At 55.3% G+C, this 14,287-nt stretch carries 14 protein-coding genes; 13 read left to right on the top strand and 1 reads right to left on the bottom strand.

The window, feature by feature from the left end; translation table 11 throughout:
• Positions 1–30: 30 nt before the first annotated feature.
• Entirely contained in the window at positions 31–513 is a 483-nt protein-coding gene (locus NR302_RS05645) for a zinc ribbon-containing protein (RefSeq protein WP_007890691.1), read from the bottom strand.
• Positions 514–735: 222 nt separating this feature from the next.
• On the opposite strand from NR302_RS05645, the gene leuS reads away from it, so the two are divergent.
• The 13 genes from leuS to lipA all read left to right on the top strand — a co-directional run bounded on the left by leuS (position 736) and on the right by lipA (position 14,196).
• Positions 736–3,318 carry a leucine--tRNA ligase gene (leuS, locus tag NR302_RS05640; RefSeq protein ID WP_258144757.1) on the top strand — a complete coding sequence of 861 codons (2,583 nt, stop codon included), beginning with the start codon at positions 736–738 and terminating at the stop codon, positions 3,316–3,318.
• A 14-nt stretch (positions 3,319–3,332) separates the two neighbouring features.
• A complete protein-coding gene (lptE, locus tag NR302_RS05635) occupies positions 3,333–3,932 on the top strand; it encodes an LPS assembly lipoprotein LptE (RefSeq protein WP_008103668.1) in 600 nt (199 codons plus the stop codon).
• On the top strand, positions 3,929–4,960 hold the full coding sequence (gene holA / locus NR302_RS05630) for a DNA polymerase III subunit delta (RefSeq protein ID WP_222210751.1): 1,032 nt from the start codon (positions 3,929–3,931) through the stop codon (positions 4,958–4,960). Before lptE ends, holA begins: the two co-directional genes overlap by 4 nt.
• On the top strand, positions 4,953–5,597 hold the full coding sequence (nadD, locus tag NR302_RS05625; RefSeq protein ID WP_258144756.1) for a nicotinate-nucleotide adenylyltransferase: 645 nt from the start codon (positions 4,953–4,955) through the stop codon (positions 5,595–5,597). The genes holA and nadD overlap by 8 nt, the downstream gene beginning before the upstream one ends.
• A gap of 91 nt (positions 5,598–5,688) precedes the next feature.
• On the top strand, positions 5,689–6,006 hold the full coding sequence (rsfS, locus tag NR302_RS05620; RefSeq protein ID WP_008103673.1) for a ribosome silencing factor: 318 nt from the start codon (positions 5,689–5,691) through the stop codon (positions 6,004–6,006).
• Positions 6,007–6,009: 3 nt separating this feature from the next.
• A complete protein-coding gene (gene rlmH / locus NR302_RS05615) occupies positions 6,010–6,480 on the top strand; it encodes a 23S rRNA (pseudouridine(1915)-N(3))-methyltransferase RlmH (RefSeq protein WP_008103678.1) in 471 nt (156 codons plus the stop codon).
• A gap of 33 nt (positions 6,481–6,513) precedes the next feature.
• Complete coding sequence (gene mrdA, locus NR302_RS05610) at positions 6,514–8,418, top strand: peptidoglycan DD-transpeptidase MrdA (RefSeq protein WP_008103683.1); 1,905 nt, start codon at positions 6,514–6,516, stop codon at positions 8,416–8,418.
• Positions 8,419–8,426: 8 nt separating this feature from the next.
• Positions 8,427–9,539, top strand: a complete 1,113-nt coding sequence (gene mrdB, locus NR302_RS05605; RefSeq protein ID WP_036648258.1) for a peptidoglycan glycosyltransferase MrdB — start codon at positions 8,427–8,429, stop codon at positions 9,537–9,539.
• A 10-nt stretch (positions 9,540–9,549) separates the two neighbouring features.
• The gene (rlpA, locus tag NR302_RS05600; RefSeq protein ID WP_258144755.1) at positions 9,550–10,644 is read left to right on the top strand and encodes an endolytic peptidoglycan transglycosylase RlpA; all 1,095 of its coding nucleotides are present in this window, start codon (positions 9,550–9,552) and stop codon (positions 10,642–10,644) included.
• Between the two features lie 117 nt (positions 10,645–10,761).
• The gene (gene dacA, locus NR302_RS05595; protein ID WP_258144754.1) at positions 10,762–11,973 is read left to right on the top strand and encodes a D-alanyl-D-alanine carboxypeptidase DacA; all 1,212 of its coding nucleotides are present in this window, start codon (positions 10,762–10,764) and stop codon (positions 11,971–11,973) included.
• A gap of 97 nt (positions 11,974–12,070) precedes the next feature.
• Positions 12,071–12,334, top strand: coding sequence for a DUF493 family protein YbeD (gene ybeD, locus NR302_RS05590; RefSeq protein WP_008103691.1), 264 nt, complete (start codon positions 12,071–12,073; stop codon positions 12,332–12,334).
• Positions 12,335–12,403: 69 nt separating this feature from the next.
• The gene (gene lipB / locus NR302_RS05585) at positions 12,404–13,054 is read left to right on the top strand and encodes a lipoyl(octanoyl) transferase LipB (protein ID WP_258144753.1); all 651 of its coding nucleotides are present in this window, start codon (positions 12,404–12,406) and stop codon (positions 13,052–13,054) included.
• Between the two features lie 176 nt (positions 13,055–13,230).
• A complete protein-coding gene (gene lipA / locus NR302_RS05580; protein WP_008103696.1) occupies positions 13,231–14,196 on the top strand; it encodes a lipoyl synthase in 966 nt (321 codons plus the stop codon).
• Positions 14,197–14,287 lie beyond the last annotated feature (91 nt).

Below are 14,287 nucleotides of genomic sequence, written 5' to 3'. Positions count from 1 at the left end.
CGTCATTAATGACGACCTGGCTACCTTTCATCAGGGTTCAAACGGCTGACGCTGGAACTGATCGTGCCCACACTCCGGGCAGCGCGTTAAGCTCTCTGGCGTATAAATCGCCCGCGTGAAGCCGCACTTCTCACAGACTAAATTCCCCAGGCCGACCACTTCGCCGCTCTGGTAAACGCCGTGATGGCGCAAATCCTGAAACACCTCACGCCACTCGAGCTGACTTTTATCGGTGATATCCGCCAGTTCTTTCCATAGGCTTTCGCGAATCACGCGCAAAAACACCGAATCGCCAACCACATCAGAAGACTCCTGATAGCTCAGCGCAAACTCGTGTAAATCGCGGCGCACGGCGCGCATTACTTCATTCACCTCGGCGGGCGACAGCGTTTTTTTCGCCAGCAAACTTTGACGCGCCTCGGCCACCAGCGCATCAACATCGCGCTCGCCATGATCCAATCGCTGGGATAATGCTTCAATCGTTGCACGGTATTCCTGCGCCACGTTATTCATTTTGTTCTCCTTTCCGCTGCGGATACTGCTGTTAAGTTTAGCGGTTTTGTCACAATTGCATGGGCAGCAACCGGAGAAATCACAAAAGGGTGAAAGCGGCGGCGCATTCGGCAGAAATCCGGCCTGCGAGGGCGTGAAAAGTTGTTGAGGCGCAGCCTTATGGGTATGCTATGCGGATCTAAAAGTATGCTTAGCGATTTTCACAAAGGACCACAGGCAGCCATGCAAGAGCAATACCGCCCGGAAGAGATAGAATCCCGCGTCCAACAGCACTGGGACGAAAACGAAACCTTTAAAGTGACCGAGCAGGAAGGCAAAGAGAAATATTACTGCCTTTCGATGCTGCCCTATCCTTCTGGCCGCCTGCACATGGGTCACGTGCGTAACTACACCATTGGCGATGTGATTGCGCGCTACCAGCGTATGCTCGGCAAAAACGTCCTGCAGCCGATTGGCTGGGATGCATTTGGTCTGCCAGCCGAAGGCGCTGCGGTGAAAAACAACACCGCGCCTGCACCGTGGACCTACGACAACATCGCCTACATGAAGAACCAGCTGAAATTACTGGGCTTTGGCTACGACTGGAGCCGCGAACTGGCGACCTGCCAGCCAGAATACTATCGCTGGGAACAGTGGTTCTTCACCAAGCTGTATGAAAAAGACATGGTCTATAAAAAGACCTCGGCGGTGAACTGGTGCCCGAACGATCAGACCGTACTGGCCAACGAACAGGTTATCGACGGCTGCTGCTGGCGCTGCGATACCAAAGTTGAGCGCAAAGAGATCCCACAGTGGTTTGTAAAAATCACCGCCTATGCGGAAGAGCTGCTCAACGATCTCGATAAGCTGGAAGATTGGCCGGAGCAGGTCAAAACCATGCAGCGCAACTGGATTGGCCGTTCTGAAGGCGTGGAAATCACCTTTGACGTTGCCAACAGCGCCGAGAAGCTGACCGTTTACACCACTCGTCCAGACACCTTTATGGGCGCTACTTATGTGGCAGTTGCCGCAGGTCATCCACTGGCGCAGCAAGCTGCTGCCACTAATCCTGCGCTGGCTGAATTCATCGACGAATGCCGCACCACCAAAGTTGCCGAAGCTGATATGGCAACGATGGAGAAGAAAGGCGTGGCCACCGGCCTGTTTGCTATCCATCCGCTGACCGGTGAAGAGATTCCTGTGTGGGTCGCTAACTTCGTATTAATGGAGTACGGCACCGGCGCAGTAATGGCCGTTCCAGGCCACGACCAGCGTGACTGGGAGTTCGCCACCAAATACAACCTGAACATCAAGCCAGTCATCCTGAATCTTGACGGTTCAGAACCGGATGTAAGTGCTGCCGCAATGACCGACAAAGGCGCGCTGTTCAACTCAGGTGAATACAACGGTCTGGATCATCAGGCGGGCTTCAACGCCATCGCCGATGCGCTGGCAGCTAAAGGCGTGGGCGAGCGTAAAGTGAATTACCGTCTGCGCGACTGGGGCGTTTCCCGTCAGCGTTACTGGGGCGCACCAATCCCAATGGTAACGCTGGAAGATGGCACCGTAATGCCAACGCCAGAAGATCAGTTGCCGGTTATCCTGCCAGAAGACGTGGTGATGGATGGTATCACCAGCCCAATCAAAGCCGATCCTGAGTGGGCCAAAACCACCGTTAACGGCCAGCCGGCGCTGCGTGAAACCGACACCTTCGACACCTTTATGGAGTCATCCTGGTACTACGCGCGCTATACCTGCGCCAACTACCATGAAGGCATGCTGGATCCGGCGGCGGCGAACTACTGGCTGCCGGTCGATCAGTATGTTGGCGGTATCGAACACGCCATCATGCACCTGATGTATTTCCGCTTCTATCACAAGCTGCTGCGTGATGCTGGCCTGGTCAACTCGGATGAGCCAGCCAAACGCCTGCTGTGTCAGGGCATGGTACTGGCTGATGCGTTCTACTACCTCGGCGTGAACGGCGAGCGCAACTGGGTTTCTCCGGTTGACGTCACCGTTGAGCGCGACGAGAAAGGCCGCATTATTAAAGCCATCGACAACGAAGGTCGTGAAGTGGTTTACGCCGGCATGAGCAAAATGTCGAAGTCGAAAAACAACGGCATCGATCCACAGCTGATGGTTGAGCGTTACGGTGCAGATACCGTTCGCTTGTTCATGATGTTTGCTTCGCCAGCAGAGATGACGCTTGAGTGGCAGGAATCGGGCGTTGAAGGTGCCAACCGCTTCCTGAAGCGCGTATGGAAACTGGCTTACGAACACATTGCCAAAGGCGCGACCGTGGCGCTGGACGTCCACAGCCTGGATGACGATCAGAAAGCGCTGCGTCGCGATCTGCACAAAACCATCGCCAAAGTGGCCGATGATGTGGGTCGTCGTCAGACGTTCAACACCGCCATCGCCGCTATCATGGAACTGATGAACAAGCTGATCCGTGCCCCGCAAGAGAGCGAGCAAGACCGCGCGCTGCTGCAGGAAGCGCTGGTCGCTGTGACGCGTCTGCTCTATCCGTTCACCCCGCACGCCAGCTATGTGTTGTGGCAAGCACTGGGCGGCGAAGGCAGCATTGACGAAGCCAGCTGGCCGGTAGCCGATGAAGCGGCGATGGTGGAAGATTCGCTGCTGGTAGTGGTGCAGGTGAATGGCAAAGTGCGCGGCAAGATTACCGTTGCGACGGATGCCACGCAGGAGCAGGTGCAGGCGCGTGCTGCGCAGGAGCATTTGGTGGCGAAATATCTGGATGGCGTCACCATTCGTAAAGTGATTTATGTCCCTGGCAAACTGCTTAACCTGGTCGTAGGTTAAGTTCAGGAGGAACTGTGCGACAACTGATTATCAGGCTGTTTGTCCTGCTTGCGGTATTGATTACCGCAGGCTGTGGTTTCCACCCGCGCGGCACCACTTCGGTGCCGAGTGAGATGAAAACCCTTATCGTCCAGAGCGGCGATCCCTATGGTCCACTGGCGCGAGCCGTGCGCCAGCAGCTGCGCATCAACAATGTCACCATCATTGAAGACAGCAAAGCGGCCAGTGCCAAATATCCAACACTGCGTTTGGGTGCTGAAGGCCAGGGACGTGATACCGCATCGGTGTTCATCAGCGGTACTACCGCAGAATACTCGCTGGTAATGACGGTCACTGCACAGGTTCTGCTGCCGGGTAAAGGTATCTACCCGATCAGCACTACCGTGTATCGCTCTTTCTTCGACAACCCGAACGCCGCACTGGCGAAGGATGCCGAACAGGATATGATCGTGCAGGAGATGCGTCAGCGCGCGTCCGAGCAGTTAGTACGTAAACTGCTGACCGTGCATGCCGCGCAGGAAAGCAACAAAGATACCTTGCCGCAGCCTGAGACGATTGCACCGGGACAGAACTCACCGGAAGTGTCCTCTTCGTCAGCCACCAGTCTGCAATGATCAGGATTTATCCTGAACAACTGAGCGCGCAGCTTCGAGAGGGGCTGCGCGCCTGTTATTTTCTCACCGGTAATGAACCTCTGCTGATTCAGGAAAGCGCGGATGCGATCCGTGCTACCGCCAGCGCACAGGGCTTTGAAGAGCACTTCAGCGTCACCATTGATGCGCAAACGGATTGGGATGCGATCTTCGTCAGTTGCCAATCGCTTAGCCTGTTTACCCAACGCCAAACTCTGACGCTGCAACTGCCTGAAAACGGTCCAAACGCCGCTATCGCCGAGCAGTTGGTGAAACTCTCTACGCTGCTGCACAGCGATATTTTGCTGGTGCTGCGCATGGCGAAATTGACTAAGGCACAGGAGAACAGCGCCTGGTTCAAAGCGCTGAGCGCGCAAGCGGTGTTGGTACCGTGTCAGACGCCTGAACAGGCACAGCTGCCGCGCTGGGTGGCAAGTCGCGCCAAAGCGATGAAGTTGAGCGTCGATGATGCAGCGATCCAGCTGCTTTGCTACTGCTACGAAGGGAATCTGCTTGCGCTGTCGCAGGCGCTGGAACGCTTATCGCTGTTGTGGCCGGATGGTAAATTGACGCTGCCGCGCGTCGAGGCCGCTGTCAACGATGCCGCGCACTTTACGCCATTCCATTGGGTGGATGCGCTGCTGGCGGGAAAAAGTAAACGCGCCCTGCACATCCTGCATCAGCTGGAGAAAGAGGACAGCGAAGCGGTGATTCTGCTGCGCACGCTGCAACGCGATTTACTCACGCTGCTGCATCTGCAACGTAATCAGGCGAAACAAGCGCTGCGCACGCTGATGGATCAGCAGCGTATCTGGCAAAACCGTCGCGCGCTGTTTACCGAAGCATTACAGCGCCTTGATGCGCAGCGTTTACAGCGTGCGGTGCATTTGCTGGCAGAGCTGGAACTCAGCATGAAGCAGGATTATGGCCAAAACCTGTGGCCGCAGCTGGAAACGCTGTCGCTGCTGCTGTGTCACCGCGATTTCCCACTGAGCTTTACCGATGTCTAAACTCTACGCCCTGTTTGGCGGCACCTTCGATCCGATTCACTACGGCCATCTCCGCCCGGTAGAAGCGCTGGCCCAGAAAGTGGGTTTGAAAAAGGTCACATTGCTACCCAACAACGTGCCGCCGCATCGCCCGCAGCCGGAAGCCAGTGCGCAACAGCGCGTTGAGATGCTGCGCTGTGCCATCGCCGATCGCCCGCTGTTTGATATCGATACGCGTGAACTGGAGCGTGCAACGCCGTCATGGACGGTGGCTACGCTGGAAGCACTGCGTGCGGAACGCGGCACAGAACAGCCCCTCGGGTTTATCATTGGCCAGGATTCTCTGCTAACGTTAGCCAAATGGCATCGCTGGCAAGATTTGCTGTCGCTGTGCCATTTGCTGGTGTGTAAGCGTCCGGGTTACGCCACCCAGATGGAAACGCCTGAGATGCAGCAGTGGCTCGATGAGCATCTCGCCGATGATGTGCAGCAGCTTCATCACTCACCTGCAGGACACATCTGGCTGGCAGATACGCCGCTGCTCGATATTTCCGCCACCGAAATCCGTCAGCGCCGCCATGCGGGAATCTCCTGCGCAGATTTATTGCCCGATGCAGTGATCGGCTACATCGATAGCGTTGGCTTATATCGCAGCTAAAGGCAGCATGCTATACTGCGCCGCTTCATTTTCGGCTACCTTTCTCGCATCGTTAGCCCGTCCGTAATCACCTGTTTTTAAGGGGAACCTTTTGCAAGGTAAAGCACTCCAAGAGTTCGTTATTGATAAGATTGATGATCTCAAAGGCCAGGACATCATTGCTATTGATGTTCAGGGCAAATCCAGCATCACCGATTGCATGATTATTTGCACCGGCACTTCAACACGTCACGTCGCTTCTATCGCCGATCATGTGGTGCAGGAATCGCGCACTGCCGGCCTTAAGCCGCTGGGTGTTGACAGCAAAACCGCCTCCGATTGGGTGGTCGTTGACCTGGGTGACGTGATTGTGCACGTGATGGAAGCAGAGAGCCGCCAGCTGTACGAGCTGGAAAAACTCTGGAGCTAAGACGTGAAACTGCAGCTTGTAGCCGTCGGCACTAAAATGCCCGACTGGGTTCAGACCGGTTTCATGGAGTATCTGCGCCGCTTCCCGAAAGATATGCCGTTTGAACTGATCGAAGTGACTGCTGGCAAACGCGGCAAGAACGCCGACATCAAACGCATTCTGGAAAAAGAAGGTGAAGCGATGCTGGCCGCCGTGGGTAAAGGCAATCGTATTGTCACGCTGGATATCCCCGGACAGCCGTGGGAAACCCCGCAGCTGGCGCAGCAACTTGAACGCTGGAAACTGGATGGCCGCGATGTCAGCCTGTTGATCGGCGGTCCGGAAGGACTGGCGCCCGCGTGCAAGGCCGCTGCCGAACAAAGCTGGTCACTGTCAGCGCTCACGTTGCCACATCCGCTGGTGCGTGTGCTGGTAGCGGAAAGCCTGTATCGTGCGTGGAGCATCACCACGAATCATCCTTATCATCGTGAATAAACGCCTGACAACCCCAGACAATAAATGTAGCGGATGAAATTACAGAGCAACGCCTTTCGCGATTACACTGCCGAACAGAAACTTTTTGTCCGCCGAGCATTGGTGGCTTTTGTTGGCATCCTGCTGCTCTCCAGCATTCTGGTGGTCAATATGTACCACCTGCAAATTCTGCGCTTTGACGACTACAGCACCCGTTCGAATGAAAACCGCATCAAGCTGGTGCCGGTGGCGCCGAGTCGCGGCATTATTTTTGATCGTAACGGCGTGCCGCTGGCGTTAAATCGCACCATCTATCAGGCCGAACTGATGCCGGAAAAGGTCGAAAACCTGAAGCAGACCTTACAGGATCTGCGTCCGGTGCTGGATCTGACCGACGACGATATCGATGCGTTTGAAAAAGAGCGCAAACGCTCACGCCGCTTTACCTCGATTCCGGTCAAAATCGGTTTAAACGAGGTGCAGGTAGCGCGTTTTGCCGTCAATCAATACCGTTTTCCTGGCGTGGAAGTAAAAGGCTACCAGCGCCGCTACTATCCTTACGGCCAGACGCTGACGCACGTGGTGGGCTACGTCTCCAAAATTAACGATCGCGATGTCACGCGCCTCGATCAGGAAGGCAAATGGCCAAACTATGCGGCCACGCATGATATCGGCAAGCTTGGCATCGAGAACTATTACGAAGATGTGCTGCACGGCAAAACCGGTTATGAAGAGGTTGAAGTTAACAACCGTGGCCGCGTCATCCGCCAGTTGCACGAGCAGTCTCCGCAGGCCGGACGCGATATCTATCTGACGGTTGACCTCAAGCTGCAGCAATACATCGAAACCTTGCTGACCGGCAGCCGCGCGGCGGTAGTAGTGAGCGATCCGCGCACCGGCGAAATCCTTGCGCTGGTGTCAACGCCGAGTTACGACCCAAACCTGTTTGTCGACGGCATCTCCAGTAAAGATTACAAAGCGCTGTTGAGCGACGAAAACCGTCCGCTGTATAACCGTGCGCTGCAAGCTTCCTATCCACCGGCTTCTACGGTGAAACCTTACGTTGCCGTGTCGGCGCTGAGCGCAGGCGTGATCAACCGCAACACTAGCCTGTTTGATCCCGGTTGGTGGCAACTGCCCGGCTCAGAAAAGCGCTATCGTGACTGGAAAAAATGGGGCCACGGACGCCTGAACGTCACCAAATCTCTGGAAGAATCGGCGGATACCTTCTTCTATCAGGTCGCTTACGATATGGGCATTGATCGCCTGTCAGAGTGGATGACCAAGTTTGGTTACGGCCATCGCACCGGCATTGACCTGCCGCAGGAGAGCGCGGGCAACATGCCTACGCGCGAGTGGAAGCTAAAGCGCTTTAAGAAGCCGTGGTATCAGGGTGACACCATTCCGGTTGGTATCGGCCAAGGTTACTGGACCGCGACGCCGATTCAGATGAACAAAGCGATGATGATTCTGATTAACGACGGCGTGATCAAGGTGCCGCACTTACTGCGCGCCACGCGTGAAGGCCAAACCATGGTGCCCTATCGCCAGCCGCCGGATGCACCGATTGGCGATATTCACTCAGGCTACTGGGAAATTGCTAAAGACGGCATGTATGGCGTAGCGAACCGCGCCAACGGTACGGCACACAAGAGTTTTGCCGATGCGCCTTACAAAATCGCCGCTAAATCCGGTACCGCGCAGGTTTACGGTCTGAAAGAAAATGAAGTCTATAACGCTCACAAGATTGCAGAGCGTCTGCGCGACCATAAATTAATGACCGCTTACGCGCCGTACGATAAGCCGCGCGTGGCCGTCACCATGATTCTGGAAAACGGCGGCGCAGGTCCGGCTGTCGGCACTGTGATGCGCCAGATTCTCGACCACATTATGTTAGGCGACAATAATACCGTGCTGCCAGAAGCCGTACCGACGCCGCCCGGCTACGAAGGTGAATAACAATGTCCATGAACGATAGTCCGCAGAAAAGATCGATCTGGACGCGCATCCATATCGACCCGCTGTTTATGCTGATCATTCTCAGCTTGCTGACCTACAGCGCCATCGTCATCTGGAGTGCCAGCGGACAGGATCCCGGCATGACCGAGCGTAAGTTCGGGCAGATCGCCATGGGAATCGTCATCATGCTGGTGCTGGCGCAGGTGCCGCCGCGCGTTTATGAAAGCTGGGCGCCCTATCTCTATATTGTCTGCGTGATATTGCTGATCGCGGTGGATGCATTTGGCCACATCAGTAAAGGCGCACAGCGCTGGCTCGATCTTGGTTTTGTGCGCTTCCAGCCCTCGGAGATCGCCAAGATTGCCGTGCCGCTGATGGTGGCGCGCTTTATTAACCGCGATGTCTGCCCGCCGACGCTGAAAAACACCGGCATCGCGCTGGTGCTGATTTTCATGCCAACGCTGCTGGTGGCTGCCCAGCCTGACTTGGGTACGTCGATTCTGATCGCCGCTTCCGGACTGTTTGTGCTGTTTTTATCCGGTATGAGCTGGAAACTGATTGGTATCGCCGTGCTGCTAGTGGCGGCCTTTATCCCGATTTTGTGGTTCTTCCTGATGCACGATTATCAGCGCGACCGCGTGATGATGCTGCTGGACCCGGAAAGCGATCCGCTCGGCGCCGGTTATCACATCATCCAGTCGAAGATTGCTATCGGTTCCGGTGGCCTGCGCGGCAAAGGCTGGCTGCACGGCACCCAATCGCAGCTGGAATTCCTGCCTGAGCGTCATACCGACTTTATCTTTGCCGTGTTAGCGGAAGAACTTGGCCTGGTTGGTGTGTTGTTATTGCTGGTACTCTATTTGCTGCTGATCATGCGCGGACTGATTATTGCTGCGCGCGCGCAAACCACTTTTGGTCGCGTGATGGCGGGCGGTTTGATGCTGATTTTATTCGTTTATGTTTTCGTTAACATTGGCATGGTAAGTGGTATCTTACCGGTGGTTGGCGTACCGCTGCCGCTGGTGAGCTACGGCGGATCGGCATTGATTGTGTTAATGGCTGGATTTGGCATTGTGATGTCAATCCATACTCATCGAAAAATGTTATCTAAAAGCGTTTAAGAGGCTGCACATGCGTAAGGACTGGCTTGGGGTTGCACTGGCATCATTGGTACTGGCTGCCTGTTCCACACCGGAACCGCAGAATAATACTGCGCCACCGCAACCGGCCTATAACGGCCCGGTAGTGGAAATTCCTGGCGTTGAACCACGCTATGAACCGATCAATCCTTCCACCAGCCAGGATTACAGCGTCAACGGTAAAAACTACCGCGTGATCAAAGATCCTTCGAACTACAGCGAAGTGGGTTTAGCCACCTGGTACGGTGACGAAGCGCAGGGTAATCGCACTGCTATCGGTGAATCTTACGATCCGGAAGCCATGACCGCCGCGCATCCTACGCTGCCGCTGCCGAGCTATGTGCGCGTGACTAACCTCGCCAACGGTCGCCAGATTGTGGTGCGCGTTAACGATCGCGGTCCTTATACGCCAGGCCGCATTATCGACCTGTCGCGTGCGGCGGGCGATCGCCTGAATATCTCTAACAATACTCGCGTGCGCGTTGATTACATCAAAGTGGCGCCGGATGGCTCAGTTTCTGGTCCCGGCACCATCGGTACCACCGTCGCCAAACAGAGCTACGCCCTGCCCGCACGTCCGGATCTCGGCGGCGGCATGGTGATGATGGGCGGCAGCGCCAATACTGCGCCAGCGCCTGCACCGCAAGATGTGCGCGCGGTGGATAACAGCACCTTGCAAAGCAGTGACAGCATGGGTGCGCCAGTTCAGAGCAGCGGCTTTCTCGGCGCACCGCAGCCGTTAGCCACGGGTGTGCTGGAAGGCAGCGAGCCGGTTGCCGCGCCAGCAGCACCAGCCTCTTCCGCGCCAGCCGCAGCAGCAGCGCCTGCCAGCAGCCAGAATGCCCATGCCGGCAGCGGTTATGTGGTGCAGGTTGGCGCGATTAACGATCCAGCGCGGGCGCGCCAGCTGGCGGAAAGCCTGGGTAAACGTTTTGGCGTACCGGGTGCCGTTGAAGCCAATGGCAACGTCTATCGCATTCAGTTAGGTGGCTATCAAAGCCGTGCCGAAGCCGCCGCGTTGCAGCAGCGTCTGAACACTGAAGCGCAAATGAGCTCATTTATTACCACTGCCCGACCATCGATGTAACGGACAGTGACATTTCCTGCTGAAACTGATTTGCAAAGCAAGATGTCGCCCGATCGGGCGTTTGCTATAGTTAGGCACTTTTTTCACTCTAAACCCACGGATGTTGTAGTCCTGAACATGAATACGCTGAAACCTTCTCGTTTTCTGAAACGCCTGACAGTGGGATCACTGGTCGCCCTTTCTCTCAGCCATGTCGCTTTTGCGGACGATGTTAACCTTAAGACTATGATTCCGGGCGTGCCGGACATTGATGCTGAAGCTTATGTGCTGATCGACTATAACTCCGGCAAAGTGCTGGCCGAAAAGAACGCGGATGCACGCCGCGATCCGGCAAGTTTGACCAAAATGATGACCAGCTACGTGATTGGTCAGGCGGTCAAAGCGGGCAAAATCCATAACGATGACATCGTGACCGTGGGCAAAGATGCCTGGGCAACCGGTAATCCGGTATTTAAAGGTTCATCCCTGATGTTCCTGAAGCCAGGCGATCGTGTACCGGTTTCTCAGCTGACGCGCGGCATCGTGCTGCAATCAGGTAATGATGCTTGTGTGGCGATGGCGGATTATGTTGCCGGCAGTCAGGACGCGTTCGTTAACCTGATGAACAACTACGTTGGCGCATTAGGCCTGAAAAACACCCATTTCCAGACCGTGCACGGTTTGGATGCGGAAGGCCAATACAGCTCGCCGCGCGATATGGCGTTGATCGGCCAGGCGCTGATCCGTGACGTGCCAGATGAGTACGCGGTTTACCGTGAAAAAGATTTCACCTTTAACAACATCAAGCAGACTAACCGTAACGGTTTGCTGTGGGATACCAGCCTGAACGTGGATGGCATCAAAACCGGTCACACAGACGCAGCGGGCTACAACCTGGTTGCCTCTGCCACTGAAGGCCAGATGCGTTTGATCTCCGCAGTGATGGGCGGTCGTACTTATAAAGGCCGTGAAACCGAGAGCAAGAAATTGCTGACGTGGGGCTTCCGCTTCTTCGAAACCGTGGCACCGCTGAAAGCAGGCAAAGAGTTTGCGTCTGAGCCCGTGTGGTTCGGTGACAGCGATCGTGTTCAGCTGGGCGTGGAAAAAGATGCCTATCTGACCATCCCACGTGGCCGCATGAAAGACCTGAAAGCCAGCTACGTGCTGAACAACACTGAACTGCACGCACCGCTGCAGAAAAATCAGGTGGTGGGCAGCATCAACTTCCAGCTGGATGGCAAAACAGTTGAACAGCGTCCGCTGGTGGTGCTGAACGAAGTGAAAGAAGGCGGTTTCTTCGGCCGCATCATCGATTACATCAAACTGATGTTCCACCACTGGTTTGGCTAAGGCGCGCTTGAAAAAACGCCAATTTGCCCCCAAATAAGCTACTATCTTTGCTCCCGCCTCGGCGGGAGCCTGTTTTTTTAAGCACCGGAGTCAATGTATGAAAACCAAATTGAATGAACTGCTCGAATTCCCTACGCCTTTCACCTACAAAGTGATGGGTTTGGCGCAACCGGAGCTGGTTGATCAAGTGGTTGAAGTGGTGCAGCGCCACGCGCCAGGCGATTACAAACCGGACGTTAAGCCAAGCAGCAAAGGCAACTATCACTCGGTTTCCATTACCATCATCGCCACCCACATTGAGCAGGTTGAAACCCTGTACGAAGAGCTGGGCAACATCGAAATCGTGCGGATGGTGCTGTAATTCTGGCGCTGGCAAAGTCCGCTTTGCCAGCGTTATACTCTGCCTTCCACTCTTTACCGGATCTCTGCTTTGTCAGCTAATACGCTTCTTGTTCGTCAACTCGGCCAGCGCGATTGGCAACCCATCTCCGATGCGATGCATCACTTTACCGATCAACGCGACAGCAACACCGCCGATGAAATCTGGCTGGTGGAACATCATCCAGTGTTTACCCAAGGTCAGGCAGGTAAAGCCGAACATCTGCTGATGCCGGGCGATATTCCAGTGGTGCAAAGCGATCGCGGCGGCCAGGTCACCTATCACGGCCCCGGCCAACAGGTGATGTATGTGCTGATCGACGTGAAACGTCGCAAGATGGGCGTACGCGAGTTAGTGACAGCACTGGAAGAAACGGTGATCGCCACGCTGGCCGACTATGACATCAGCGCGCGTGCGCGACCGGATGCGCCAGGCGTGTACGTGGGCGATGACAAGATTTGCTCGCTGGGGCTGCGCATCCGTAAAGGCTGCTCGTTTCACGGCCTGGCGCTGAATGTGGCGATGGATCTCGCGCCCTTTCTGCGCATCAATCCCTGCGGATATGCCGGAATGCAGATGACGCAACTCAGCCAGCTGCAGTCGGGCGTCACGCCCGCCGATGTGCGGCCGCGTCTGGTGCAGCATTTCGCCCGTTTAAGCGGATTTACCCAACTGGAATGGCAAAGTGATGCCGCAGTCTGACCTTGACTGTACGTGCGCATTTACAAAATTGTAACTTTTGCACTGGCTAATCGGCTGCTTATGAACAGACGAGATGATATAATTTTTGCCATATTTTCAAAAAAAGTTGAAAGCCTGGTTCTCAGTTTGAGTGAGGAAGCTTTCAAATCGCAATCCCGACCGGAACCTGCAGATTTATGAGTAAACCAATTCAGATGGAACGTGGCGTCAAGTATCGCGATGCCGACAAAATGGCGCTGATCCCGGTGAAAACCGTGATGGTTGAGCGTGAAGAAATTCTGCGTAAGCCGGAATGGATGAAGATCAAACTGCCTGCAGACTCCAGCCGCATTCAGGGCATCAAAGCCGCGATGCGCAAAAACGGTCTGCACTCGGTGTGTGAAGAAGCCTCATGTCCTAACCTTGCAGAGTGTTTTAACCACGGCACCGCGACCTTTATGATCCTCGGCGCGATTTGTACACGTCGCTGCCCATTCTGCGACGTGGCGCATGGTCGTCCGAATATGCCTGACGCTAACGAACCGCTGAAACTGGCACAAACCATCGCCGATATGGCGTTGCGTTATGTGGTGATTACTTCGGTGGACCGCGATGACCTGCGCGACGGCGGTGCTCAGCATTTTGCTGACTGCATCAGCGCTATTCGCGAAAAAAGCCCTACCATCAAAATTGAAACGCTGGTGCCGGACTTCCGTGGTCGTATGGATCGCGCCCTGGAAATTCTCACCGCAACGCCACCGGATGTGTTTAACCACAATCTGGAAAACGTGCCGCGCGTTTACCGTCAGGTTCGTCCGGGCGCCAACTACGATTGGTCACTGAAGCTGCTGGAGCGTTTCAAAGAAGCGCATCCGGATATCCCGACCAAATCGGGTTTGATGGTAGGCCTGGGCGAAACCAATGCCGAAATCGTTGAAGTGATGCGCGATCTGCGTCGCCACGGCGTCACCATGCTGACGCTGGGACAGTATCTGCAGCCGAGCCGTCACCACTTGCCGGTACAGCGCTATGTTAGCCCAGCCGAGTTTGATGAGATGAAAGAAGAAGCGATGGCGATGGGCTTCACCCATGCCGCCTGCGGCCCGTTTGTGCGCTCGTCTTATCATGCTGATATGCAGGCCAAAGGTCTGGAAGTTAAGTAATATTCCTCGCGATTGCGTTCTTAATAGGGCGCAATCGCAAAAATCCCCCGCCCCCACTTAATCTTTGTCGCAAACCTGACGCTTTAACCGC

Origin of the sequence: Pantoea sp. SOD02 (genome assembly GCF_024707505.1) — a bacterium.
Lineage (GTDB): Bacteria > Pseudomonadota > Gammaproteobacteria > Enterobacterales > Enterobacteriaceae > Pantoea > Pantoea symbiotica.
The sequence above is the reverse complement of the archived record's forward strand: the minus strand, read 5'-3'. Positions and strand labels throughout refer to the sequence as shown.

What these genes read in the sequence shown, in the direction of transcription:
- rlpA (WP_258144755.1), top strand. Translation starts at nt 9,550, where the DNA reads ATGCGTAAGGACTGGCTTGGGGTTGCACTGGCATCATTGGTACTGGCT.
- mrdB (WP_036648258.1), top strand. Translation starts at nt 8,427, where the DNA reads ATGAACGATAGTCCGCAGAAAAGATCGATCTGGACGCGCATCCATATC.
- holA (WP_222210751.1), top strand. Translation starts at nt 3,929, where the DNA reads ATGATCAGGATTTATCCTGAACAACTGAGCGCGCAGCTTCGAGAGGGG.
- mrdA (WP_008103683.1), top strand. Translation starts at nt 6,514, where the DNA reads ATGAAATTACAGAGCAACGCCTTTCGCGATTACACTGCCGAACAGAAA.
- ybeD (WP_008103691.1), top strand. Translation starts at nt 12,071, where the DNA reads ATGAAAACCAAATTGAATGAACTGCTCGAATTCCCTACGCCTTTCACC.
- dacA (WP_258144754.1), top strand. Translation starts at nt 10,762, where the DNA reads ATGAATACGCTGAAACCTTCTCGTTTTCTGAAACGCCTGACAGTGGGA.
- leuS (WP_258144757.1), top strand. Translation starts at nt 736, where the DNA reads ATGCAAGAGCAATACCGCCCGGAAGAGATAGAATCCCGCGTCCAACAG.
- nadD (WP_258144756.1), top strand. Translation starts at nt 4,953, where the DNA reads ATGTCTAAACTCTACGCCCTGTTTGGCGGCACCTTCGATCCGATTCAC.
- lipA (WP_008103696.1), top strand. Translation starts at nt 13,231, where the DNA reads ATGAGTAAACCAATTCAGATGGAACGTGGCGTCAAGTATCGCGATGCC.
- NR302_RS05645 (WP_007890691.1), bottom strand. Translation starts at nt 513, where the DNA reads ATGAATAACGTGGCGCAGGAATACCGTGCAACGATTGAAGCATTATCC.